A 22897-nucleotide genomic window follows, 5' to 3' on the forward strand; every position below is an offset into this window, starting at 1 on the left:
TTAGAATCGAATGGAATAACGCGCACAACCTTGGCCTGATAGGCTTTGCGCCCCCTTCCGCTGCCGGTCCCCGCGCGTTGATCCAGTTCGAGCACCTGCACAAGTCCTACTCCGTCGCCGGCCAATCGGTCGTGGCGCTGCACCCGCTCGACCTGGACATCCGGGCCGGCGAGGTGTTCGGCATCATCGGCCACTCCGGCGCCGGCAAGTCGACCCTGATCCGGCTGATCAACCGGCTCGAGGAGCCCAGCGGCGGGCGCCTGCTGATCGGCGGCGAAGACGTCACCGCGCTCGACCGCGCCGGCCTGCGCACGCTGCGCCGGCGCATCGGCATGATCTTCCAGCACTTCAACCTGCTGTCCTCGCGCAGCGTCGCCGGCAATGTCGCCTTCCCGCTGGAACTGGCCGGCACCCCGCGCGCGCAGATCGATGCGCGGGTGGCCGAACTGCTGGCCCGGGTCGGCCTGGCCGAGCACGCCAACAAATATCCGGCGCAGCTGTCCGGCGGGCAGAAGCAACGCGTCGGCATCGCCCGCGCGCTGGCCACCGGGCCGCAGATCCTGCTCTGCGACGAGGCCACCAGCGCGCTGGATCCGCAGACCACCGCCTCGGTGCTGAGCCTGCTGGCGCAGATCAACCGCGAGCTGGGCCTGACCATCGTGCTGATCACCCACGAGATGGACGTGATCCGCCGCGTCTGCGACCGCGTGGCGGTGCTCGACGCCGGGCACCTGGTCGAGAGCGGGCCGGTCACCGAGGTGTTCCTGCACCCGCGGCATCCGACCACGCGCCGCTTCGTGTCCGAGGCCGAGCATGTCGACGAAGGCGAACTGCATCGCGACTTCGGCGCGGTGGCCGGGCGCATCCTGCGCCTGACCTTCGTCGGCGGCGATACCTATGCGCCGCTGCTCGGGCGCATCGCGCGCGAGACCGCGGTGGACTACAACATCCTGTCCGGGCGCATCGACCGGATCAAGGACACCCCGTACGGCCAGCTGACCGTGGCCCTGGTCGGCGGCGACGTGGACGCAGCGCAGGCCGCGTTCGTCGCCGCCAGCGTGCATGTCGAGGAGTTGCGCCGATGATCCCGTTCGCGACCGCCGCCAGCGGGTTCTTCCGCAATCTCGACCCCGGCAAATGGGCCGAGATCGGCAACGCCACGCTGGACACGCTGCTGATGCTCGGCGGCTCGCTGCCGCTGACTCTGCTGATCGGCCTGCCGCTGGGCGTGCTGCTGTTCCTGACCGGGCCGCGCCAGACCCACCAGCGGCCGCTGCTGTACGGCGTGCTGGCGCTGGCGATCAACGTGCTGCGCTCGGTGCCCTTCATCATCCTGATGATCGCGATGATCCCGCTGACGCTGTGGGCGATGGGCACCTCGCTGGGCGTGCGCGGCGCGATCCTGCCGCTGGTGGTCGGCGCGGCGCCGTTCTATGCGCGGCTGGTGGAGACGGCGCTGCGCGAAGTGGACCGCGGCGTGGTCGAGGCCAGCCTGGCGATGGGCGCGACCACCTGGCAGCTGGTGACGCGGGTGTTGCTGCCTGAAGCGCGGCCGGGACTGATCGCCGGCGCCACGGTGACCACCATCGCGCTGATCGGCTTCACCGCGATGGGCGGCGCGATCGGCTCCGGCGGCCTCGGCGACCTGGCCTACCGCGACGGCTACCAGCGTTCGCACGCCGACGTGGCGCTGATCACCGTGGTGGTGCTGCTGTTGCTGGTGCAGGGCCTGCAGATGCTCGGCGATCGGCTGGTCGCGCATTACAGCCGGCGCTGAGCGCGCAGCTCACCTGTTCGCTCTTCTGTAGGAGCGGCTTCAGCCGCGACCGGATCTATCGGTAAAGCGGTCGCGGCTGAAGCCGCTCCTACAGAAAAGCCATCCTTGGCCCTTCGCCGCATGCAGCGCCCGGGTCTGCTAGCTTGCCCGCATGGCGGCCTGGCCGCTCTTCTTCCCCACGTTTTCGGATTCCCGCCATGACCAAGCTCCCGCTTCGCCTGCTGCTCGCCACCGCCGTGCTGGCTCTTGCCGCCTGCGGCAAAACGTCCTCGTCCGGCGCCGACAGCGGACGCCTCAGCGTCGCCGCCACCGCGGTGCCGCATGCGGAGATCCTTGAGGTGGTCAAGCCGATGTTGGAGAAAGAGGGCCTGACCCTGGACGTGCGCGTGTTCAACGACTACGTGCAGCCCAACGACCAGGTGGTGCAGAAGCAGATCGACGTGAACTACTTCCAGACCGAGCCGTACCTGGACGCCTACAACCGCGATCGCAAGAGCGACCTGGTCACCGTGGTCGGCGTGCACATCGAGCCGTTCGGCGCCTACTCGCGCCGGGTCAAGTCGCTGGCCGAGCTGCCGCAGGGCGCCGACGTGGTGATCCCCAACGATCCCAGCAACAACAGCCGCGCGCTGATCCTGCTGGACAAGGCCGGGGTCATCAAGCTCAAGGATCCGTCCAACGCGCTGTCCACCCAGCGCGACATCGTCGCCAATCCCAAGCAGCTGAAGTTCCGCGAACTGGATTCGGCGATGCTGCCGCGGGTGCTGGACCAGGTCGACCTGGCGCTGATCAACACCAACTACGCGCTCGACGCCGGGCTCAATCCCACCCGCGACGCGCTGGCGATCGAGAGCAAGGACTCGCCGTACGTGAACTTCCTGGTCGCGCGCGCCGACAACAAGGACGACCCGCGCGTGCAGAAGCTGGCCAAGGCGCTGACCAGTCCCGAGGTCAAGGCCTTCATCGAGCGCAAGTACCAGGGCGCGGTGCTGCCGGCGTTCTGAGGAGACCCGCGCATGCCGTTGCTGCTGGCCATTCCGCTGGCGATCGTGATCGCGCTGGCGGTCACCGCGGTGTTGTTGCCGCTGTCGCTGCTGCAGCGCTTCCGCTACGGCACCTCGCGGCGCCAGGCGCGGGCGTGGCTGGCTGGCGTGCAGTTCTGGTCGGCGCTGGTGTCCAGCGCGCTGTTGCTGGGCTTCGCGCTGATCGCCGCACACTGGTGGCCCAACGCGGCGGCCTATGCCTGTCTCGGTTGGCTGGCGGGCCTCGCCCTGGGCGCGCTGGGGATCTGGTTGAGCCGGTTCGAACCGTTGCCGCAGGGCCTGTACTACACGCCGAACCTGTGGCTGGTGCTGGCGATGACGCTGCTGGTGGTGGCACGCATCGGCGCCGGCCTGGTGCAGGGCTGGCGCAGCATGAGCGAGCACGCGGCGTGGCCGGCGCAGGGCTGGATGAGCCACGCCAGCCTCCTTGGCGCGGCGGCGTTGTTGCTCGGCTACGCCTGCGCGTATGCATGGCTGCTGCGGCGCAAGGCGCGACATTACGACCGCTATCGCGGCTACGACCGTTCGCCACGCTGAGCGGCGGCTCGGCGCGCAGTGCCGCGGTGCGGCCAGCGCAAAAACAAACGGGCCCATCGGGCCCGTTTGCATGTGACGCGATGCAGGCGTGCTTAGAAGCGCGCGCCGACGCCGAAGCTGACCAGCCACGGATCCAGCTTCAGGTCCTGGCCGGTGCCGCTGCCGGCGACCTGCACTTCCGGGCGCGAATGCATGTAGCGCGCATCGGCACGGGCGAACCAGGTCGAGTTGATGTTCATGTCCACGCCGACGGTGCCGATCGCACCCTTGGCGGTGTCCAGGCCGACGTGCTGGCCGCTGGCCGACAGGCCGTCGATCTTCTCGTTGCTGAAGTTCGACTCGTAGTAGCCGACACCGACGAACGGACGGAACACGTTGTCAGCCTGGCCGAAGTGGTACTGGCCGCTCAGCGCCAGCGGCTGCTGCTCGACCGTGCCGACCTTGCCCACGCCGCTGGCGTTGACGCGGTGGTTGAACTTGTCGGCCGCGCCCCACAGTTCCACCGCCCAGTTGTCGTTGATCAGCCAGCTGGCGCTGATGGTCGGCGCCGGGCCGCCATCGATGTCCAGGCCATTGGCCGGCTTGGAATGGGGGTCGAGCAGGGTTGCGCTGCCGACGACGGAAAAGCGCTTGCCGGATGCAGTATCGGCGCCGTCCTGCGCAAACGCGGCAGGCGCGAACGCGAGAGCGGAAACGACAGCCAGGCTCAGCATTTGAATGGACCGCATTGGGAATCTCCTCATCTTTTTCTTGTGGGGCCACGGGGAGTGGGCGCGCACACCGTATCGATGAGAAGATGAATCGACGCCGACCCCGTCCGGGCGAGTCCAGGCATCGTTCAGACACACGCGTTCGATGCCTGAAATAACGAGGTTTTAAGGCTTGGCGACATTCATCGTGGTGCCCTCGACGTGACGACGCAAACGCTGTTGCAGGGCTTGCCCGCGCAGATCCGCGACGATTGCCGGGTGTTGATTCTCGGCTCCATGCCCGGCGCGGCCTCGCTGCAGCACGCGCGCTACTACGCGCATCCGCGCAACCGTCTGTGGCCGCTGCTGGGCGCGTTGTGCGGCTTCGATCCGCAACTGGAGTACCACGCGCGCGTGCAGGCCATGCACGCGTGCGGCGTGGGCCTGTGGGACGTGATCGGCCAGTGCCGGCGCAGCGGCAGCCTGGACGCGGCGATCGTGCGCGGCAGCGAAGTGCCCAATCCCTTGCCCGCGCGCATCGCGCAGTTGCCGCAGTTGCGCGCGATCGCCTGCAACGGCGCCGCTGCGGCGAACGCGTTCGCGCGTTTCGTGCAGCCGCAGCTGCCGCCGCGCGACCCGGCGTTGGCGGTGCTGGCGCTGCCGTCGACCAGCCCGGCCAACGCCGCGTTCTCGCTGCCGCGGCTGCAGCAGGCCTGGGGGCCGCTGCAGGCCTGGCTTACGCCCTCGTCGTAGCCCGCCCGGATCAGTGCTGCGTGCGCAGCGAACGCGCGCGCAGCCGCAGCCACAGCGTCTGCACCAGCAGCACGGCGGCCAGCGCCAACGCCACCCAGGCCGCGCTGCGCGCCCCGTCCAGGCCGCTGCCGGCCTGCTTGACGTAGACCGCGGCCAGCGCCCACAGCGCGGCGGCGGCATAGGCCAGGTTGCCGCGCATCGCCCGGTTCAGGCCGAGCAGCAGCGCCGCGGCCAGCGCGAACAGCAGCAGGCTCCACGGCAGCATGTGTTCGGTGGACAGCCAGCGGTAGGCGACGATTACCTGCGCGGTGTTCAGGAAGGCGGCCAGCGACAGCCAGCCGGCGTGCAGCGACAACGGCAGCCACGCCCACAGCGCCTGCCACGGCTCGGCGTGCGGATCGCGCGACAGGCGCAGCGCGGCCAGCGCCAGGCAGGCCAGCGCCGCCCAGATCACCCCCAGCGCCAGCAGGAAGTGCTGTTGCGAGAACACCGGCATCCACAGCGCGGTCAGGCCGAAGCCCAGCGCCGCCGGCAGCCGCACCCGCGCCAGCGCGCCGTCGCGCCGGCGTCGCGGCGACAGCTGCCACAGGCCGAAGCCCAGGTCGAGCAGGAAGATGAGGCCCCAGATCGCGAAGGCATAGCCGGCGGCGACGATCAGGGTCGGGTAGCGGTCGGAGATCGCGCCATTGGTCGGGCCGAACGCGCCGCGCTGCGCGAACCAGGCGACCAGCGGCATCGCCAACGACATCAACAGCACGAACACACGCATGGCGGCACTCCGATCCGGTGCGGCGCATGCTAAGCGCCCGTCCGTGAAGGCTGTGCGCCGCCGGAGGCCGCGGTGACGCCGAGACAATGCGCCGGCGTACAGTCGCCGCGAACGCCCGGACGCAGGCGCTTCCCGGTGCCGCGGCACGGCCGCCGCGGGTTTTTTTGCCCGGCAAAGGTTGGCGCTGCGGCTGCGGGCCGCCACAATAGGGGTTTCCCCCTCATTAGTTGCCGGAGTTGCCCGCATGGCCGAAATCAAGGAAGCACTTGTCCCCGATATCGGTGACTACAGCGACGTCCCGGTAATCGAAGTGCTGGTGGCGGTCGGCGACACGGTGAAGAAGGACCAGAGCCTGGTCACCCTGGAGTCGGACAAGGCGACGATGGAAGTGCCGTCGCCGTTCGCCGGCGTGGTCAAGGAGCTGAAGGTCAAGATCGGCGACAGCCTGTCCGAAGGCAAGCTGGTGGCCTTGATCGAAGTGGCCGAGGACGGCGCCAGCGCCGCCGCGCCCGCCCCGGCAGCGGCCAAGGCGACCGCGGCGCCGGCCAAGCAGGAAGCGGCGCCGTCGCAGCCGGCCCGGCAGGAAGCGGTCAAGCCCGCGCCTGCGCCGGCGGGCGCGGCCGGTATCGTCGAGGCGCGCGTGCCGGACATCGGCGACTACAGCGACGTGCCGGTGATCGAGGTGCTGGTCGCGGTCGGCGACACCGTCGCCAAGGACCAGAGCCTGGTGACCCTGGAGTCGGACAAGGCGACGATGGAAGTGCCCTCGTCGGTGGCCGGCGTGGTCAAGGAACTGAAGGTCAAGGTCGGCGACAGCCTGTCCGAGGGCAAGGTCGTGGCGCTGATCGAAGTGGCCGGCGCCAACGCCGATGCGCCGTCGTCGGGCGCGGTCCAGCCCAGCGCCGAGACCGGCGGCGGGGTGGAGCCGGTGCCGGCCTCGTCCGCGCCGGACAAGCTGGCCCAGCGCGAGATCGCGCAGGTGCAGAGCTCGGCCCCGGCCAAGGCCGCCGCGGCGGGCGCGTCCGCCGGCACCCCGAGCAGCCCGCCGGTGGAGTTCAACGCCGACAGCGTGCTGCCGCAGAAGGTGCCCTACGCCAGCCCGGCGGTGCGCGTGTTCGCGCGCGAGCTGGGCGTGGACCTGTTCCAGGTCAGCGGCACCGAGCACGGCGGGCGCATCACCAAGGACGACGTGCAGCGCTACGTCAAGGCGGCGCTGTCCGGCGGCGCGGCGGCCGCCTCGGCTGGCGGCGCGCCGGCGGCGGGCGGCGGCAACGGCCTGAACCTGCTGCCGTGGCCGAAGGTGGACTTCGCCAAGTTCGGCGAGGTCGAGGTCAAGCCGCTGTCGCGGATCAAGAAGATCTCCGGCGCCAACCTGGCGCGCAACTGGGCGATGATCCCGCACGTCACCCAGTTCGAGCAGGCCGACATCACCGACCTGGAAGCGTTGCGCGTGGCGCTGAACAAGGAGAACGAGAAGGCCGGCATCAAGCTGACCATGCTCGCCTTCCTGCTCAAGGCCAGCGCCGCGGCGCTGAAGCAGTTCCCCGACTTCAACGCCTCGCTGGATGCGGCCGGCGAGAACCTGACCCTGAAGAAGTACTTCCACATCGGTTTCGCCGCCGACACCCCGAACGGGCTGGTGGTGCCGGTGATCCGCGACGTGGACAAGAAGGGCGTGGTCGAACTGGCGCGCGAGAGCGGCGAGCTGGCCAAGAAGGCGCGCGACGGCAAGCTCGGCCCGGCCGAGATGAGCGGCGGCTGCTTCTCGATCAGCTCGCTCGGCGGCATTGGCGGCACCGCGTTCACGCCGATCGTCAATGCGCCGGAAGTGGCGATCCTGGGCGTGTCCAAGTCGGCGATCCAGCCGGTGTGGAACGGCAAGGAATTCGCGCCCAAGCTGATGTTGCCGCTGTCGCTGAGCTACGACCACCGGGTCATCGACGGCGCCGCGGCGGCGCGCTTCACCACCTACCTGAGCCAGGTGCTGGCGGACATGCGCCGGGTGCTGCTGTAAGTCCTGCCGCAACGGCGCCGCGCCCGGCGCGGCCCGTGTTTTCCCCCACCTGCGCGCGCCGCGTCCATCGCGGCGGCGCCGTAGAACTGCAATCGCCCGCCGGCGCGCCGGCCGGGCCACAGGAGAAGCTGCATGGCGGTCATTGAGGTCAAGGTCCCGGATATCGGCGACTACAGCGAGGTTCCGGTCATCGAAGTGCTGGTCGCGGTCGGCGACACGGTCAAGAAGGACCAGGGCCTGCTGACGCTGGAGTCGGACAAGGCCACGCTGGAAGTGCCGTCGGCGGCGGCCGGCGTGATCAAGGAGCTGAAGGTCAAGCTCGGCGACACCCTGTCCGAGGGTGCGGTGATCGCGCTGCTGGAAACCGAGGATGCCGGTGCCACGCCGGCGGCCGCGCCCGCCGCGGCCAAGGCCGACGTGCCGGCCAGCAAGCCGCCGGTCGCGCCGTCGCATCGCGCCCCGGCCGAGCCGCCGGCGCCGAAGCCGGCGCTGGCCAGCGGCAAGCCGGCCGACATCGAATGCAAGATGGTGGTGCTCGGCGCCGGCCCCGGCGGCTACACCGCCGCGTTCCGCGCCGCCGACCTGGGCCTGGACACGGTGCTGATCGAGCGCTACGCCAGCCTCGGCGGCGTGTGCCTCAACGTCGGCTGCATCCCGTCCAAGGCGCTGCTGCACGCGGCCGCGGTGATCGACGAGGTCGCCCATGCCGGCGATTTCGGCGTGACCTTCAGCGCGCCCAAGATCGCCCTGGACAAGTTGCGCGCGTACAAGGACAACGTGGTCGGCAAGCTGACCGGCGGCCTGGCGAGCATGGCCAAGCAGCGCAAGGTGCGCACCGTCACCGGCGTGGCGTCGTTCGTGTCGCCCAACGAGCTGGAAATCGTCGGTGCCGACGGCAAGACCCAACTGCTGCGCTTCGAGCACTGCATCATCGCCGCCGGTTCGCAGGCGGTGAAGCTGCCGAACTTCCCGTGGGACGACAAGCGGGTGATGGACTCCACGGACGCGCTGGAGCTGCAGGAGATCCCCAAGACCCTGCTGGTGGTCGGCGGCGGCATCATCGGCCTGGAAATGGCCACCGTGTACAGCGCGCTGGGCAGCAAGGTCACCGTGGTCGAGTTCATGGACCAGCTGATGCCGGGTGCCGACAAGGACCTGGTCAAGCCGCTGGCCGACCGCCTGAAGAAGCAGGGCGTCGAAGTCCACCTGAAGACCAAGGCCACCGAGGTCAAGGCCGACAAGAAGGGCATCACGGTGTCGTTCGAAGCCGCGGCCGAAGGCGAGCAGCCGGGGCTGGGCGCGACCACCTACGATCGCGTGCTGGTCGCGGTGGGCCGCACCCCGAACGGCAAGAAGATCGGCGCGGAGAAGGCCGGGGTCAACGTCACCGAGCGCGGCTTCATCCCGGTCGACCGGCAGATGCGCAGCAACGTGCCGCACATCTTCGCCATCGGCGACATCGTCGGCAACCCGATGCTGGCGCACAAGGCCACGCACGAGGGCAAGCTGGCCGCGGAAGTGGCGGCGGGCGAGAAGAAGGAGTGGGTGGCGCGGGTGATCCCGTCGGTGGCCTACACCAACCCGGAAATCGCCTGGGTCGGCGTCACCGAGACCGAGGCCAAGGCCAAGGGCCTGAAGGTCGGCGTGGCCAAGTTCCCGTGGGCGGCCAGCGGCCGCGCCATCGGCATCGGCCGCACCGAGGGCTTCACCAAGCTGATCTTCGATGAGGAAACCCACCGCATCATCGGCGGCGCCATCGTCGGCGTGCATGCCGGCGACCTGCTGGCCGAGATCGGCCTGGCGATCGAGATGGGCGCGGAGGCCGAGGACATCGGCCACACCATCCACGCGCATCCGACCCTGAGCGAATCGGTCGGCATGGCCGCCGAGGTCTACGACGGCACCATCACCGACCTGTACATCCCGAAGAAGAAGTAATCCACTGCTTCGCGATGCCGACGACGCCCCGCCCCGCGCGGGGCGTCGTCGTTTGCGGACGGTGTTGGCGCGGCGTCTCGCCTTTGCTACGGTCGCTCCAGCCGATCTCGGAGACGCACGATGCGCCACGCGCTGCTGGGCCTGCTGCTGTGTTGCGCGCTGCCGTTGCGCGCGGCAGGTGCCGCCGAGGAGGCGGAGGATCCCGCGTTGAGCGCCGCGCTGGCGCGCTGTCCGGGCGCGGCGCAGTTCATGCGCAGCCACCATGACGACGCCGCACGTGCCGCGGCCGCCGCACCGGCCGCGGCCGCGCCGACCGATCTTGCGCTGCGCCAGCGCCTGCTGGACATGCAGCGCGTGGACCAGCAGGCCCGCGGCGGCGACTGGTCGCTGGCGGGAGTGGAGAAGATGGCTGCGATCGATGCGGCGCATCTGCCGCAGATCAAGCGCATCGTCGCCGAGCACGACGGCTTGCCCAGTGCGGCGCAGGTCGGCGGCGACGGCGTCGCCGCGGCCTGGCTGCTGGTGCAGCATGCCGACCGCGACCCCGCCTTCCAGGCCGAGGTGCTGAGCAAGCTGGCGCCGCAGGTGGAGCGCGGCGAGATCGCGGCGCGCAACATGGCCATGCTGACCGATCGCGTGCTGGTCGCGCAGGGCAAGCCGCAGCGCTACGGCACCCAGTTGGTCGCGAAACAGGGGCGCTGGGAGCCCAAGCCGATCGAGGATCCGCAGCAGGTCGACGCGCGCCGCGCCAGCGTCGGCGACATGCCGCTATCCGATTATCTGTGCATGGTCGCCGGGCTCTCGCCGGCGCCGTGATCGCGCAGCGGCACGTCCGCCATCCGCGGCGCCCGAAAACGGAAAGGCCCGCACATGGCGGGCCTTTCCGGATGCAGCGGGTGGCGCAGGATCAGAACGCGAAGGTCACGCCGGCCACCGGGCCCTTGAACTCCTGCTTCAGGCCGATGGTGCCGTCGCGGCCGGAGCGGTCGACGTCCAGCTTGAACCAGTCGTAGCCGGCGAAGATGCCGAAGTTACGGGTGAAGCGGTACTCGGCGATCGCATTGGCGCGGGTCAGGTCGCCGTCGTAGTCGCCGAAGTCGCCCCAGCTGGTGTTCATGTACTGGCCCTGCACGTTGAACAGCCAGTGCTCGCTGGGCTGCGCGGTGAAACGCAGGCCGACCACCGGCGCGTAGCCGTCTTCCTTCTCGTCGGCGAAGGTGCCGGTGTACAGGTCGCCCAGGTCGGCATAGGCGTTGGCTTCGACCCTGGCCCACTCGGCACCGACCTGCAGGCCCACGCTGAACTCGGGGGTGTCGACCACCGAATAGTCGTACACCAGGCTCGCCACCTGGTACTTGAGCTCGCCCTTGACGAAGCTGCCGGCCGGCACGGTGAAGTCGCCGTAGCTGACCGTCTCGCCCAGTTCCTCGCGGCGGTCTTTGTCGTACTTGAAGTAGTCGAAGATCAGGCGCTGGCGGGTGCTGAGGCGGAACACGCCGTCCACACGCGGCTCCCATTCCTTGCCGCCGAAGTCGAAGTCCTGCGAACCGGACAGCTCCTCACCGTTGATCGAGGTGTCGCCGCGCAGGGTGTTGTCGTTGTCGATGTTCATCGCGCCGAGGCGGATGGTGAACCGGTCGTCGGTGTCTTCGGCATGGGCGGGGAGGGCGTATGCGGCGGCGAGCGCGCATGGCAAGGCCAGGGCAAGCAGGTGTTTCATGGGGGCAGGGCTCCGTCTTTGGTAATGAATGCGCCAATGGCTAGTGCCACTGCGTGGGCAAACTATCCTTAAGACCGTGTCCACCATCCGTGAAGGTATGGACCAGGACAGGGCGGTCTCCATCACAGAACCGGAGCGCAAAAAGAAGAGCCCCGGTCACCCGGGGCTCCATAGGCCTGCGCTGCAGATCGACGAGGATGGGGCGCAGTCCCTGCAGATCGGACCGGATGCGCGGCGTAAAGTTCCCACGCAGATCCTTGTTGCGATGCATCAATCCAGGCCGCGGAGCGGGTCCGCGACGTGCTATCGTGGATGGCTTGGCGCGATTTAAGGGACGGCCGCAACCTTTGGCGGTTGTCTCGCAAATTGTCCCATTGCTATAATTCCGCGGCTCGACGGACGCGAAGACGTCCTCAATCCACCACACAACTGCAGGATTTTCTGTGCTGAACTCCGTTGATGCGGGTCGGCGGCTGATGCTGCGCGCAGCGATTTACCCGCTGGTGGCGGTGGCCGTGGTTTCCCTGGCGTTCCTGCTGCTGGGGCCGAAGTACGCCATGGGCGCCGCCGCAACCGGGCTGGCGACAGTGGCGGGGGGATGGCTGGCGGCACGCACCGCGTTGAGCGGCGGCGTGCAGGCGGCGGGTGCGGCGATGGCGCGGTTGATCGTGGCCATGGTGCTGAAGTGGGTGTTGGTGTTCGCGGTACTGGCGCTGGGCTTTGCCTGGTGGCGGCTGCCTCCTCTGGCCCTGTTGGCGGGTATCGCCACCGGGCTGATGTTCCAGGTTCTGGCTCTGGCCAGACGTTGATCGAAATCAGATAAAGGCTCAGGACTCATGGCGGGCGAGGAAGCAACCCCTACCTCCTACATCCAGCACCACCTGCAGAACCTCACCTTCCAGGTGCAGGAAGGCGGGTTCTGGCAGGTGCACGTCGACACGCTGGTGATGTCGGTGCTGTCCGGCCTGCTGATGGTGTTCGGCTTCTGGCTGGCCACGCGCAAGGCCACCGCCGGCGTGCCGGGCAAGTGGCAGGCGTTCGTGGAGATCCTGCTGGAGTTCGTCGACCGCCAGGCCAAGGACACCTACCACGGCACCAGCAAGCTGGTGACCCCGATCGCGATCACCCTGTTCTTCTGGATCCTGATGATGAACCTCATCAAGATGATCCCGGCGGACTTCATCGCCATGCCGCTGGCCCTGGTCGGCGTGCACTACTGGAAGCCGGTGCCCACCGCCGACGTCAACGCCACCCTGGGCATGTCGATCAGCGTGTTCTTCCTGATGATCTTCTTCTCGCTGCGCTCCAAGGGCGTGGGCGGGATGACCAAGGAATTCCTGACCGCCCCGTTCGGCAAGTGGATGCTGCCGTTCAACCTGATCCTCAATATCGTCGAGTGGCTGAGCAAGCCGATCTCCCTGGCGATGCGACTGTTCGGCAACATGTTCGGCGGCGAGATCGTGTTCCTGCTGATCTGGGTGCTGGGCGGTGCCGGCATCGTCGGCGCGTTGGCCGGCGGCGCGTTCGGCTTCGGCTGGATGCTGTTCCACCTGCTGGTGATCCCGCTGCAGGCTTTCATCTTCATGATGCTGTCCATCGTGTATCTGAGCCTGGCGGAAGACAGCCACTGACGTTCCTGCTTCACGCGTTTTTTTTGCAACCCTTCGTTCGATTCACCATCCTCAAGCAACTTTGTTCCTGGAGAAAACCATGTACTTCGCCGTCCTGACCAACCTCGCCCAAGTCCAGAGCTCCACCGTCCTCGCCGTCGGCATCATGATCGGCCTGGCCGCGCTGGGCGCCGGCCTCGGTCTGGCCATCATGGCCGGCAAGTTCCTGGAGTCGGCCGCGCGCCAGCCGGAACTGATCCCGGTGCTGCAGGTGCGCATGTTCATCACCGCCGGCCTGATCGACGCCGCGTTCATCATCTCGGTCGCCGTGGGCCTGCTGTTCGCGTTCGCCAACCCGATGATCGGCGAGTTCGTGTCGCGCCTGCCGCAGGGCGGCTGATCCAGTTGCACCGGCGGACGGCCGCAGCAATGCGGCCGCCGCTGCGGATGAAGGTTCGGACGCGTCCGCCGCAGGGCGGCACGTCCACCCCGTCACCTTTGGCTGAGCGTACCCAATGAATATCGGTCTCACCCTCTTTGCCCAGGCGCTGGCGTTTGCCGGTCTGATCTGGATCGTCGCGACCAAGATCTGGCCGCCGCTGATGCAGGCCATCGAAGAGCGCCAACAGAAGATCGCCGAAGGCCTCGCCGCCGCCGATCGCAGCCAGAAGGATCTGGCGCAGGCGCAGGAAAAGGTCAACGAAGCGTTGAAGGACGCGCGTACCAAGGCCAACGAGATCATCGACCAGGCCCACGCGCGCGCCAACCAGATCGTCGAAGCGGCCAAGAACGAGGCGATCGCCGAGGCCAACCGGCAGAAGGATCTGGCCCAGGCCGAGATCGACGCCGCGGCCAACCGTGCACGCGAGGACCTGCGTCGCCAGGTGTCGCTGCTGGCGGTGAGCGGCGCCGAGAAGCTGCTGCGCCGCGAAATCGATGCCAACGCCCACAAGGCGCTGCTCGACGAGCTGGCGGCGGAGATCTGAGATGAGCCAGGCCCTCACACTGGCGCGTCCGTACGCCCGCGCCGCGTTCGCCGCGGCCAGCGATGCCGGCAAGCTCGCGCCGTGGTCGCAGGCCTTGGCGTTCTCCGCCCAGGTCGCGGCCGATCCGCGCGTGGCCGCGCTGCTGCACAACCCGCAGCTGCAACGCGAACAGGCGGTGGCGCTGCTGGCGCCGCAGGTGGCCGACGAGCAGTACGCGCGCTTCCTGAGCCTGCTGGCCGAAGGGCAGCGGCTGCCGCTGCTGCCGGAGATCGCCGGGCTGTACGATCAGCTGCGCGCCGAGGCCGAATGCGTGGTCAAGGCCAACGTGACCTCGGCCACCCAGCTGAGCGACGCGGAGGTGGCCTCGCTGAAGGTGGCGCTGAAGCAGCGCTTCGGCCGCGAGGTCGAGATCACCACGGCGGTGGACGCTTCGCTGATCGGCGGCGCGGTGATCGACGCCGGCGACGTGGTCATCGACGGTTCGCTGAAAGGCAAGCTGTCGCGCCTGCAATCCGCACTGGCCCACTAAGAAGCGGGAATGGCGAATAGAGAGTAGAGAGCCCGGCCCGGCGGCGACGCCACCTGCGATTCCCGATTCCCCATTCCCGATTCTCAAAGAAGCTAACCAAACGTCGCCATCCGCCTTCGCGCGGTGGACGATCCGAAGGAAACCAAGATGGCAACCACGCTCAACCCCTCCGAAATCAGCGAACTGATCAAGAACCGCATCGAGCAGGTCAAGCTGACCGCGGAGTCGCGCAACGAAGGCACGGTCACCAGCGTGTCCGACGGCATCGTGCGCATCTTCGGCCTGGCCGACGTGATGCAGGGCGAGATGATCGAACTGCCGAACGAGACCTACGCCCTGGCGCTGAACCTGGAGCGCGACTCGGTCGGCGCCGTGGTGCTCGGCGACTACGAGAACCTGCGCGAAGGCGACGTCGCCAAGACCACCGGCCGCATCCTGGAAGTGCCGGTGGGCAAGGAACTGCTCGGCCGCGTGGTCAACGCGCTGGGCGAGCCGATCGACGGCAAGGGCCCGCTGGGCACCTCGCAGACCGCGCCGGTGGAGCGCGTGGCGCCGGGCGTGATCTGGCGCAAGTCGGTCGACCAGCCGGTGCAGACCGGCTACAAGTCGGTCGACGCGATGATCCCGATCGGCCGCGGCCAGCGCGAGCTGGTCATCGGCGACCGCCAGACCGGCAAGACCGCGCTGGCGATCGATGCGGTGATCAACCAGAAGACCACCGGCATCAAGTGCGTGTACGTGGCGATCGGGCAGAAGGCCTCGACCGTCGCCAACATCGTGCGCAAGCTGGAAGAGAACGGCGCGCTGGCGCACACCATCGTGGTCGCCGCGACCGCCTCCGAGTCGGCCGCGATGCAGTACATCAGCGCCTACGCCGGCTGCACCATGGGCGAGTACTTCATGGACCGCGGCGAAGACGCGCTGATCGTGTACGACGATCTGTCCAAGCAGGCCGTGGCCTACCGCCAGATCTCGCTGCTGCTCAAGCGCCCGCCGGGCCGCGAAGCCTATCCGGGCGACGTGTTCTACCTGCACAGCCGCCTGCTGGAGCGCGCCGCGCGCGTGTCCGAGGACTACGTGGAGAAGTTCACCAACGGCGAAGTGAAGGGCAAGACCGGTTCGCTGACCGCGCTGCCGATCATCGAAACGCAGGCCGGCGACGTATCCGCGTTCGTGCCGACCAACGTGATCTCGATCACCGACGGCCAGATATTCCTGGAAACCGATCTGTTCAACGCCGGCATCCGTCCGGCGGTGAACGCCGGTATCTCGGTGTCGCGCGTCGGCGGCGCCGCGCAGACCAAGATCATCAAGAAGCTCTCCGGCGGCATCCGTATCTCGCTGGCGCAGTACCGCGAGCTGGCGGCGTTCGCGCAGTTCGCCTCGGACCTGGACGAAGCCACCCGCAAGCAGCTCGAGCGCGGCCAGCGCGTCACCGAGCTGATGAAGCAGAAGCAGTACCTGCCGATGTCCATCGCCAACCAGGCGCTGTCGATCTACGCGGTCAACGAAGGCTTCCTGGACGACGTGCCGGTCAACAAGATCGGCGCCTTCGAAGAAGGCCTGCACGCGCATTTCGCCAACACCGCCGGCGAACTGGTCGCCAAGGTCAACGACAGCGGCGACTGGAACGGCGAGATCGAAGCGGCGTTCAAGAAGGGCATCGGCGAGTACAAGACCACGGGTAGCTGGTAAGCGCGCCGGGACTCGGGACTCGGGACTCGGGACTCGCGAAAGCGGGCTCCAGTTCCGAGAAACGAGATCCGGAAAAGTAGAAACGATTCGTGAGCGGGCTTTTCCGAGTCCCGCGTCCCGAGTCCCGAGTCCCGACGAGAAGAAAATGGCAGGCGGACGCGAAATCAAAACCAAGATCAAGAGCGTGCAGAACACCCGCAAGGTGACGCGCGCGCTCGAGATGGTCTCGGCCTCCAAGATCCGCAAGGCGCAGGATCGGATGAAGACCTCGCGCCCGTACGCGCAGGCGATGAAGCAGGTGATCGGCCATCTGGCGCAGGCCAGCACCGATTACACGCATCCGTTCCTGGTGCAGCGCGATGCGGTCAAGCGCGTCGGCTACATCGTGATCTCCTCCGATCGCGGCCTGGCTGGCGGCCTCAACAACAACCTGTTCCGCAAGATGCTGGGCGAAGTGCGCCAGTGGCAGGACAAGGGCGCCGGCATCGACGTGGTCACCATCGGCCAGAAGGCCTCGGTGTTCTTCCGCCGGCTCAAGGTCGACATGGTCGGCAGCGTCAGCCACCTCGGCGACGTGCCGCAGCTGGAGCAGCTGATCGGCGTGATCAAGGTGATGCTGGATGCGTTCACCGAGGGCAAGGTCGACCGCGTCTACCTGGTCTACAACCGCTTCGTGAACACGATGACGCAGAAGGCCAGCTTCGATCAGCTGCTACCGCTGCCGGCGGCGGAGAATCAGGTCGCGCACCACGACTGGGACTACCTGTACGAACCCGATGCCGCGACCGTGCTCGAGCACGTGATGACGCGCTACATCGAGTCGCTGGTGTACCAGGCGGTGCTGGAGAACGTGGCCTCCGAGCATGCCGCGCGCATGGTCGCGATGAAGGCCGCCAGCGACAACGCCAACAAGCTGATCAGCACCTTGCAGCTGATCTACAACAAGGCGCGGCAGGCGGCGATCACCCAGGAAATTTCCGAGATCGTGGGCGGCGCGGCCGCTGTGTGAGGTTCGTCGGACTCGCCGTTGCGCACGGCGCTTCCGTTGTTGGAGCAACACGTTTCGCGCATCGGTCGCCACCTAAACTACCAAGGAAATGGAATGAACAAGGTTTTGCTCTCGCTCGCGCTGTGTGCAACCCTGGCTGCATGTAAGAAGGAAGAGGCCGCCCCCGCCGCTGACACCGCGACTCCGGCTCCGGCTGCCGAGACCGCCGCTCCGGCTACTCCGGCAACCGATGCCGCTGCTGCCGCCCCGGTCGCCGCCGGTCTTCCGAAAGAATGCGAAGACTATCTGGCCCGTGCGAAGGCGTGCTTCGCCAAGTCCGGCGGCAACGGCGCCGCTGCCGCGTTCCAGCAGGCGATCGACCAGTCCAAGGCACAGTGGGACTCGATGGCCGACAAGAGCGGTCTGCCGGCGGCGTGCAAGCAGGCCAGCGACCAGTTCACGCAAACCGCTACGATGCTCAAGTGCGAGTGATGCGGTAAATCGGATTCCCGGCCGGTAGCCTGGCCGGGAATCTCTCCCGGATGTTGCGGAAAGCCACCCGGTTTTCCAGAACACCCGAAAAACTTCGATAAGCGAGTAGTCACATGAACGCCATCAACACCCAGGGCAAGATCGTTCAGATCATCGGCGCGGTCGTCGACGTCGAATTCGCGCGCGCCGATGTGCCGAAGATCTACGACGCGCTGAAGGTCGAAAACACCGCGATTACGCTGGAAGTGCAGCAGCAGCTGGGCGATGGCATCGTGCGCACCATCGCGCTCGGTTCCACCGACGGCCTCAAGCGCAACCTGGTGGCGACCAACACCGGCCGCGCGATCTCGGTGCCGGTCGGCCCGGGCACGCTGGGCCGGATCATGGACGTGCTGGGCCGCCCGATCGACGAGGCCGGCGACGTGCAGGCCACCGACCATTGGGAAATCCACCGCGCCGCGCCGAGCTACGAAGACCAGTCCTCGGCCACCGAGCTGCTGGAAACCGGCATCAAGGTCATCGACCTGATGTGCCCGTTCGCCAAGGGCGGCAAGGTCGGCCTGTTCGGCGGCGCCGGCGTCGGCAAGACCGTCAACATGATGGAACTGATCAACAACATCGCCAAGGCGCACGCGGGTCTGTCCGTGTTCGCCGGCGTGGGCGAGCGTACCCGCGAGGGCAACGACTTCTACCACGAGATGAAGGACTCCAACGTCCTGGACAAGGTCGCGATGGTGTACGGCCAGATGAACGAGCCGCCGGGCAACCGCCTGCGCGTGGCGCTGACCGGCCTGACCATGGCCGAGTACTTCCGCGACGAGAAGGACGAGAACGGCAAGGGCAAGGACGTGCTGCTGTTCGTCGACAACATCTACCGCTACACCCTGGCCGGTACCGAAGTGTCGGCGCTGCTGGGCCGCATGCCGTCGGCGGTGGGCTACCAGCCGACCCTGGCCGAGGAAATGGGCGTGCTGCAGGAGCGCATCACCTCGACCAAGACTGGCTCGATCACCTCGATCCAGGCCGTGTACGTGCCCGCGGACGATTACACCGACCCGTCGCCGGCGACCACCTTCGCCCACCTCGACTCGACCGTCGCGCTGTCGCGCAGCATCGCCTCGCTGGGTATCTACCCGGCGGTGGATCCGCTGGATTCGACCTCGCGCATGATGGATCCGAACGTGATCGGCCACGAGCACTACGACACCGCCCGCCGCGTGCAGATGACCCTGCAGAAGTACAAGGAACTGAAGGACATCATCGCGATCCTGGGCATGGACGAGCTGTCCGAAGAGGACAAGCAGTCGGTGTCGCGCGCGCGCAAGATCGAGCGCTTCTTCAGCCAGCCGTTCCACGTGGCCGAAGTGTTCACCGGCTCGCCGGGCAAGTACGTGTCGCTGAAGGACACCATCCGCGGCTTCAAGGGCATCGTCGAAGGCGAGTACGACCACCTGCCGGAGCAGGCGTTCTACATGGTCGGCAGCATCGAAGAAGCGGTCGAGAAGGCCAAGAAAATGGCCGAGAAGGCGTAACAGCCGGGATTCGGCATTCGGGATTAGGGATACGCAAAGGCGGGCATCGCGGTTGGTGGATTCGAATGGAGAGGGAAGGCGGTGCGATCGCCCTGACCAATCCCGAATCCCCCATCCCCAATCCCGCCTCGCGCCAGCGAGGTAACCATGAGCACCATCCGTTGCGACATCGTCAGCGCCGAGCACGAGATCTACCACGGTGAAGCGACCCTGGTGGTCGCCACCGGCGAGCTGGGCGAGCTGGGCATCGCGCCCAAGCACGCGCCGCTGATCACCCGGCTCAAGCCCGGCAAGGTGGTGGTCACCACCGCCAGCGGCGAGCAGCTGGATTTCGCCATTTCCGGCGGCATCCTCGAGGTGCAGCCGCAGGTGGTGACCATCCTGGCCGACACCGCGATCCGCGCGCAGGACATCGACGAGGCGTCGGTGCGCAAGGCCAAGGAAGACGCCGAGCGCATGCTGGCCAACCGTGGCGAAGGCATCGATGTGGCCGAGGCGCAGGCCAAGCTGGCGGAAGTCACCGCGCAGCTGCAGGCGCTGGAGCGCCTGCGCAAGAACCTCAAGCACTGAGCGACAGCGCACGCGCCGCCTGGCGGCCGCGCGCGAACGCGACGAAGACGCCGGCTGCTGCCGGCGTTTTTCGTTTGTGAGGCGCGCCGATCCATGCGGTGCGTCGCCATCGCGCAGCCCGCAAGCGCTGTGCATCTGCCGCCTGCGCCAAGCCTGCGCCGTCGTGTTCGCGGCCTGGCCATCTTCCTGATGATCCTGATCAACACCGGGCGCCGGCACAGACGCAATGGCAGTCGACGCCATACAGCCAGCCCTGCATCGCCCGCACCGAGGCCGGGCGCGATGGATTGATTCGTAGCTGGTGTCCTGGCCGATTGACCGGCCGAAAGGCAATGCCGCGGCGGCGTCGCATCGACGCGTGCAGCGCCGGCTTTATCGCCGCTGACTCGACTGCACACTCGCATCACAATCGCGGCGCCGTGCAACGAAACTGTCCCATCGTCTTGGGCAAGATGGCCGCCAGTCTGCGGATCCTCCCCCACGCAGACGCCTTCTGGAGAGCCACGATGACCGCTTCCGTTCCCGCCGTCCTCGCCCGCGCGCTGACCGCGCTATTGGCCGGCGCCGCCCTGATGGGCTGCGCGATGCCCGCGCGCAGCGCCACGCCGCTCGAGCCGCTGCTCGACCGGATCGTCGAGCGCAACGCGATCGGCGACCAGGTCGCGCTGAGCAAGTGGGACAGCGGCAAGCCGGTGCTTGATGCAGCGCGCGAGGCCGCGGTGCTGGCCAGCGCGCGCGCGCAGGCGCAAGCGCACGGCGTGGATGCGGACGACGCGGCGCGCTTCTTCGGCATGCAGATCGAATCCAACAAGCTGGTGCAATACCAGTTGCTGGCGCGGTGGCGGCTGCGCGGCCGTGCGCCCGACCAGCCGCGCCCGGACCTGGCGGCGCTGCGCGCGCGCCTGGACCAGCTGCAGGGCGAGATGCTGGACGCCCTGCAGGCCAGTGCCGCGGCGCGGCAGGCGCCGGATTGTCCGGCCGCGACCGCGCGCGCGGCCGAGGCCCATGCGTTGCGCTGGCAGTTGGACCAGGTCCACCGCACCGCGCTGGTGCGCAGCCTGGGCGATTTCTGCCGCTGAGCGGGGCGAGCCGCATCCGATTGCATGCAACTGCGGTCTGCGTCGCTGAGCGCGCGCAGCTTGCGCCGTTCGCAGCCGGGTTCATCCTGTAGGAGCGGCTTCAGCCGCGACGGGCTTTACCGGTAGGGCCTGTCGCGGCTGAAGCCGCTCCTACGGGGATCCCGGCAGGCCGAGGCCAGCGCCCAGCGGAGCTAGCGATACACCAGATGCCGTCCGATGAAGAACGACAGCACCGCCAGCAGGCCTTCGACCACCGGTTTGGCCAGCCAGGCCAGGCGCAGGCCCAGCGCATCCACGCACAGCGACACCAGCCAGGTGCTGAGCAGGGTCAGCGCGATCCACATCGCCAGGAACCGGCCGAAGCGCTGCCAGCCCAGGCGCGCGCCGTCGCCGTTGGCGAAGGTGATGCGGCCGTTGAGCCAGAAGCCGATCACGGCGCCGCACACGCGGCCGAGCACGTTGGCCGGGACCGTCGGCATGCCGGCGGCGGTCGCCGCGACGAACACGCTCCAGTCGATCAGCAGTTGCAGCAATCCGATCAGCACGAACTGACTGCTCTGGCGCAGCAGACTCATGGAAGCCCTGGGTTGGAATCAAGCGCGCATGCTAGCGTCTGCCGCGCGGATGTAAATGCCGCGGCGTCGCGATCGCGCGCGGTTGCGGCACGCATCCGCGGCTGGCTCTAAAATCCTCCTTTACCCGGAACGGAACCTCCCCATGAGCCTGCCCCTGCACGTCGTGATCCTTGCCGCCGGTGCGGGCAAGCGGATGAAGTCCGCCAAGCCCAAGGTGCTGCAACCGATCGCCGGCCGGCCGATGCTGGCCCACGTGATCGAGACCGCCCGCCACCTGCAGCCGGCGGCGATCCACATCGTCTACGGCCACGGCGGCGATGCGGTGCGCGCCGCCTTCGCCGACCAGCCGGACCTGCTGTGGGCCGAGCAGGCGCAGCAGCTGGGCACCGGGCATGCGGTGCAGCAGGCGATGGCCGCGGTGCCCGATGCGGCCACCGTGCTGGTGCTGTACGGCGACGTGCCGCTGATCCGCGCCGATACCCTGTTGCGCCTGCTGCACTCGCCGGGGCGGCTGGCGGTGCTGGTGGCCGAGCCCGAGGATCCCAGCGGCTACGGGCGCATCGTGCGCGACGCGGCAGGCAAGGTCGCCGCGATCGTCGAGCACAAGGATGCCGACGACGAGCAGCGCCACATCCGCGCCATCAACACCGGCATCGTCACCGCCGAATCCACCGCGCTCAAGCGCTGGCTGGCGCAGCTGCGCAGCGACAACGCGCAGGGCGAGTACTACCTCACCGACGTGTTCGCCGCCGCCGCCGCCGAATTCACCCCGGCGGAGATGGTGCTGGTGGCCGACCCGACCGAGGCCGAAGGCGCCAACGACCCGTGGCAGCTGGCGCAGCTGGAACGCGCCTGGCAGCTGCGCGCCGCGCGTGCGCTGTGCGCGCAGGGCGCGCACGTGCTCGACCCCAACCGCCTGGACCAGCGCGGCCGCGTGCGCGTGGGCCGCGACGTGTGCATCGACGTGAACGTGGTGCTGGAGGGCGAGGTGGAACTGGGCGACGGGGTCAGCATCGGCCCGTTCGTGCGGCTGAAGGACGTGGTGCTGGGGCCGGGCACCGAAGTGCGCGCGCACTGCGACCTGGAAGGCGTGGTCACCGAGGGCGCGGTGCAGATCGGCCCGTTCGCGCGGTTGCGGCCCGGCACCGTGCTGGCCGACGGCGTGCACATCGGCAACTTCGTCGAGACCAAGAAGGTGGTGCTCGGCGTCGGCAGCAAGGCCAACCATCTGAGCTATCTCGGCGATGCGACGATCGGCAGCGGGGTCAACGTCGGCGCCGGCGTGATCACCTGCAACTACGACGGCGTGAACAAGTGGCAGACGACCATCGGCGACGACGTCTTCGTCGGCTCCAACAGCGCGCTGGTGGCGCCGCTGACCATCGGCAGCGGCGCCACCATCGGCGCCGGTTCGGTGATCACCCGCGATGCGCCGCCCGGCCAGCTCACCGTGGCGCGGGTGCGCCAGAGCACGCACGAAGACTGGAAGCGGCCGAAGAAGAAATAGCCGGCCGCGCAGCGTGACCGGCTTCGCAACCGCAGCGGCGGCGCCGCGCTAAGGTGGCGCAGCTGGCAACACACGGTGCCGGCGTGCGACGACC

Annotated in this window: 24 protein-coding genes; 20 read left to right on the forward strand and 4 right to left on the reverse strand. The window is 68.2% G+C overall.

All coding sequences use genetic code 11. The features are described 5' to 3' along the window. Positions 1–77: 77 nt before the first annotated feature. From NUG20_RS03590 to NUG20_RS03605, 4 genes are all read left to right on the forward strand, one after another. On the forward strand, positions 78–1085 hold the full coding sequence (locus tag NUG20_RS03590) for a methionine ABC transporter ATP-binding protein (protein ID WP_263397087.1): 1008 nt from the start codon (positions 78–80) through the stop codon (positions 1083–1085). Next, the gene (locus NUG20_RS03595) at positions 1082–1777 is read left to right on the forward strand and encodes a methionine ABC transporter permease (protein WP_263397088.1); all 696 of its coding nucleotides are present in this window, start codon (positions 1082–1084) and stop codon (positions 1775–1777) included. The genes NUG20_RS03590 and NUG20_RS03595 overlap by 4 nt, the downstream gene beginning before the upstream one ends. 197 nt (positions 1778–1974) lie before the next feature. Then, a complete protein-coding gene (locus NUG20_RS03600) occupies positions 1975–2781 on the forward strand; it encodes a MetQ/NlpA family ABC transporter substrate-binding protein (protein ID WP_263397089.1) in 807 nt (268 codons plus the stop codon). 12 nt (positions 2782–2793) lie between these two features. Continuing rightward, positions 2794–3357 carry a CcdC protein domain-containing protein gene (locus NUG20_RS03605; protein ID WP_263397090.1) on the forward strand — a complete coding sequence of 188 codons (564 nt, stop codon included), beginning with the start codon at positions 2794–2796 and terminating at the stop codon, positions 3355–3357. A 92-nt stretch (positions 3358–3449) separates the two neighbouring features. On the opposite strand, the gene NUG20_RS03610 is transcribed toward NUG20_RS03605, so the two are convergent. Continuing rightward, a complete protein-coding gene (locus NUG20_RS03610; protein WP_263397091.1) occupies positions 3450–4085 on the reverse strand; it encodes an OmpW/AlkL family protein in 636 nt (211 codons plus the stop codon). Between the two features lie 183 nt (positions 4086–4268). Between NUG20_RS03610 and NUG20_RS03615 the strand changes: the two genes are divergently transcribed. After that, a complete protein-coding gene (locus NUG20_RS03615; RefSeq protein WP_263397092.1) occupies positions 4269–4799 on the forward strand; it encodes a DNA-deoxyinosine glycosylase in 531 nt (176 codons plus the stop codon). 10 nt (positions 4800–4809) lie between these two features. Here NUG20_RS03615 and NUG20_RS03620 read toward each other — a convergent pair whose 3' ends face one another. After that, entirely contained in the window at positions 4810–5568 is a 759-nt protein-coding gene (locus NUG20_RS03620; protein WP_263397093.1) for a TspO-related membrane protein, read from the reverse strand. Positions 5569–5812: 244 nt separating this feature from the next. On the opposite strand from NUG20_RS03620, the gene aceF reads away from it, so the two are divergent. The 3 genes from aceF (at position 5813) to NUG20_RS03635 (ending at position 10336) form a co-directional block, all read left to right on the forward strand. Further along, positions 5813–7582 (forward strand): dihydrolipoyllysine-residue acetyltransferase, encoded by a 1770-nt coding sequence (aceF, locus tag NUG20_RS03625; protein WP_263397094.1) that lies wholly within the window; start codon positions 5813–5815, stop codon positions 7580–7582. Positions 7583–7714: 132 nt separating this feature from the next. Beyond that, on the forward strand, positions 7715–9520 hold the full coding sequence (gene lpdA / locus NUG20_RS03630) for a dihydrolipoyl dehydrogenase (RefSeq protein WP_263397095.1): 1806 nt from the start codon (positions 7715–7717) through the stop codon (positions 9518–9520). Between the two features lie 120 nt (positions 9521–9640). Further along, the gene (locus tag NUG20_RS03635; RefSeq protein ID WP_263397096.1) at positions 9641–10336 is read left to right on the forward strand and encodes a DUF6624 domain-containing protein; all 696 of its coding nucleotides are present in this window, start codon (positions 9641–9643) and stop codon (positions 10334–10336) included. A gap of 91 nt (positions 10337–10427) precedes the next feature. Here NUG20_RS03635 and NUG20_RS03640 read toward each other — a convergent pair whose 3' ends face one another. Continuing rightward, the gene (locus tag NUG20_RS03640; RefSeq protein WP_263397097.1) at positions 10428–11240 is read right to left on the reverse strand and encodes a hypothetical protein; all 813 of its coding nucleotides are present in this window, start codon (positions 11238–11240) and stop codon (positions 10428–10430) included. A gap of 443 nt (positions 11241–11683) precedes the next feature. On the opposite strand from NUG20_RS03640, the gene NUG20_RS03645 reads away from it, so the two are divergent. The 11 genes from NUG20_RS03645 to NUG20_RS03695 all read left to right on the forward strand — a co-directional run bounded on the left by NUG20_RS03645 (position 11684) and on the right by NUG20_RS03695 (position 20721). Next, complete coding sequence (locus NUG20_RS03645; protein WP_179568774.1) at positions 11684–12049, forward strand: ATP synthase subunit I; 366 nt, start codon at positions 11684–11686, stop codon at positions 12047–12049. Between the two features lie 27 nt (positions 12050–12076). After that, a complete protein-coding gene (atpB, locus tag NUG20_RS03650) occupies positions 12077–12871 on the forward strand; it encodes a F0F1 ATP synthase subunit A (RefSeq protein WP_263397098.1) in 795 nt (264 codons plus the stop codon). A 79-nt stretch (positions 12872–12950) separates the two neighbouring features. Next, positions 12951–13250: a F0F1 ATP synthase subunit C gene (gene atpE, locus NUG20_RS03655; protein WP_046978353.1), complete on the forward strand. Its 300-nt coding sequence runs from the start codon at positions 12951–12953 to the stop codon at positions 13248–13250. A 115-nt stretch (positions 13251–13365) separates the two neighbouring features. Continuing rightward, the gene (locus NUG20_RS03660) at positions 13366–13836 is read left to right on the forward strand and encodes a F0F1 ATP synthase subunit B (RefSeq protein ID WP_263397099.1); all 471 of its coding nucleotides are present in this window, start codon (positions 13366–13368) and stop codon (positions 13834–13836) included. A 1-nt stretch (position 13837) separates the two neighbouring features. Beyond that, the gene (locus tag NUG20_RS03665; protein ID WP_179568768.1) at positions 13838–14365 is read left to right on the forward strand and encodes a F0F1 ATP synthase subunit delta; all 528 of its coding nucleotides are present in this window, start codon (positions 13838–13840) and stop codon (positions 14363–14365) included. Positions 14366–14512: 147 nt separating this feature from the next. Then, on the forward strand, positions 14513–16060 hold the full coding sequence (atpA, locus tag NUG20_RS03670) for a F0F1 ATP synthase subunit alpha (RefSeq protein ID WP_263397100.1): 1548 nt from the start codon (positions 14513–14515) through the stop codon (positions 16058–16060). Between the two features lie 145 nt (positions 16061–16205). Next, entirely contained in the window at positions 16206–17069 is an 864-nt protein-coding gene (atpG, locus tag NUG20_RS03675) for a F0F1 ATP synthase subunit gamma (protein ID WP_145705144.1), read from the forward strand. Between the two features lie 93 nt (positions 17070–17162). Then, positions 17163–17540: a hypothetical protein gene (locus NUG20_RS03680; RefSeq protein WP_263397101.1), complete on the forward strand. Its 378-nt coding sequence runs from the start codon at positions 17163–17165 to the stop codon at positions 17538–17540. A 113-nt stretch (positions 17541–17653) separates the two neighbouring features. Then, positions 17654–19072, forward strand: a complete 1419-nt coding sequence (atpD, locus tag NUG20_RS03685; RefSeq protein WP_263397102.1) for a F0F1 ATP synthase subunit beta — start codon at positions 17654–17656, stop codon at positions 19070–19072. Between the two features lie 147 nt (positions 19073–19219). Continuing rightward, the gene (locus NUG20_RS03690) at positions 19220–19642 is read left to right on the forward strand and encodes a F0F1 ATP synthase subunit epsilon (RefSeq protein ID WP_179568760.1); all 423 of its coding nucleotides are present in this window, start codon (positions 19220–19222) and stop codon (positions 19640–19642) included. Between the two features lie 506 nt (positions 19643–20148). Beyond that, the gene (locus tag NUG20_RS03695; RefSeq protein ID WP_263397103.1) at positions 20149–20721 is read left to right on the forward strand and encodes a chorismate mutase; all 573 of its coding nucleotides are present in this window, start codon (positions 20149–20151) and stop codon (positions 20719–20721) included. Between the two features lie 191 nt (positions 20722–20912). Here the strand turns inward: NUG20_RS03695 and NUG20_RS03700 are convergent, their stop codons facing one another. Further along, positions 20913–21296, reverse strand: coding sequence for a GtrA family protein (locus NUG20_RS03700; protein ID WP_263397104.1), 384 nt, complete (start codon positions 21294–21296; stop codon positions 20913–20915). 142 nt (positions 21297–21438) lie between these two features. On the opposite strand from NUG20_RS03700, the gene glmU reads away from it, so the two are divergent. Continuing rightward, positions 21439–22803, forward strand: a complete 1365-nt coding sequence (glmU, locus tag NUG20_RS03705) for a bifunctional UDP-N-acetylglucosamine diphosphorylase/glucosamine-1-phosphate N-acetyltransferase GlmU (RefSeq protein ID WP_263397105.1) — start codon at positions 21439–21441, stop codon at positions 22801–22803. Positions 22804–22897 lie beyond the last annotated feature (94 nt).

Origin of the sequence: Xanthomonas sp. CFBP 8443, from assembly GCF_025666195.1 — a bacterium.
Lineage (GTDB): Bacteria > Pseudomonadota > Gammaproteobacteria > Xanthomonadales > Xanthomonadaceae > Xanthomonas_A.

Bases quoted from the DNA above. Each gene is read 5' to 3' on its own strand.
- NUG20_RS03595 (WP_263397088.1), top strand. From the start codon at position 1,082: ATGATCCCGTTCGCGACCGCCGCCAGCGGGTTCTTCCGCAATCTCGAC.
- NUG20_RS03600 (WP_263397089.1), top strand. From the start codon at position 1,975: ATGACCAAGCTCCCGCTTCGCCTGCTGCTCGCCACCGCCGTGCTGGCT.
- NUG20_RS03605 (WP_263397090.1), top strand. From the start codon at position 2,794: ATGCCGTTGCTGCTGGCCATTCCGCTGGCGATCGTGATCGCGCTGGCG.
- NUG20_RS03610 (WP_263397091.1), bottom strand. From the start codon at position 4,085: ATGCGGTCCATTCAAATGCTGAGCCTGGCTGTCGTTTCCGCTCTCGCG.
- NUG20_RS03620 (WP_263397093.1), bottom strand. From the start codon at position 5,568: ATGCGTGTGTTCGTGCTGTTGATGTCGTTGGCGATGCCGCTGGTCGCC.
- aceF (WP_263397094.1), top strand. From the start codon at position 5,813: ATGGCCGAAATCAAGGAAGCACTTGTCCCCGATATCGGTGACTACAGC.
- lpdA (WP_263397095.1), top strand. From the start codon at position 7,715: ATGGCGGTCATTGAGGTCAAGGTCCCGGATATCGGCGACTACAGCGAG.
- NUG20_RS03635 (WP_263397096.1), top strand. From the start codon at position 9,641: ATGCGCCACGCGCTGCTGGGCCTGCTGCTGTGTTGCGCGCTGCCGTTG.
- NUG20_RS03640 (WP_263397097.1), bottom strand. From the start codon at position 11,240: ATGAAACACCTGCTTGCCCTGGCCTTGCCATGCGCGCTCGCCGCCGCA.
- atpB (WP_263397098.1), top strand. From the start codon at position 12,077: ATGGCGGGCGAGGAAGCAACCCCTACCTCCTACATCCAGCACCACCTG.
- atpE (WP_046978353.1), top strand. From the start codon at position 12,951: ATGTACTTCGCCGTCCTGACCAACCTCGCCCAAGTCCAGAGCTCCACC.
- NUG20_RS03660 (WP_263397099.1), top strand. From the start codon at position 13,366: ATGAATATCGGTCTCACCCTCTTTGCCCAGGCGCTGGCGTTTGCCGGT.
- NUG20_RS03665 (WP_179568768.1), top strand. From the start codon at position 13,838: ATGAGCCAGGCCCTCACACTGGCGCGTCCGTACGCCCGCGCCGCGTTC.
- atpA (WP_263397100.1), top strand. From the start codon at position 14,513: ATGGCAACCACGCTCAACCCCTCCGAAATCAGCGAACTGATCAAGAAC.
- atpG (WP_145705144.1), top strand. From the start codon at position 16,206: ATGGCAGGCGGACGCGAAATCAAAACCAAGATCAAGAGCGTGCAGAAC.
- NUG20_RS03680 (WP_263397101.1), top strand. From the start codon at position 17,163: ATGAACAAGGTTTTGCTCTCGCTCGCGCTGTGTGCAACCCTGGCTGCA.
- atpD (WP_263397102.1), top strand. From the start codon at position 17,654: ATGAACGCCATCAACACCCAGGGCAAGATCGTTCAGATCATCGGCGCG.
- NUG20_RS03690 (WP_179568760.1), top strand. From the start codon at position 19,220: ATGAGCACCATCCGTTGCGACATCGTCAGCGCCGAGCACGAGATCTAC.
- NUG20_RS03695 (WP_263397103.1), top strand. From the start codon at position 20,149: ATGACCGCTTCCGTTCCCGCCGTCCTCGCCCGCGCGCTGACCGCGCTA.
- NUG20_RS03700 (WP_263397104.1), bottom strand. From the start codon at position 21,296: ATGAGTCTGCTGCGCCAGAGCAGTCAGTTCGTGCTGATCGGATTGCTG.
- glmU (WP_263397105.1), top strand. From the start codon at position 21,439: ATGAGCCTGCCCCTGCACGTCGTGATCCTTGCCGCCGGTGCGGGCAAG.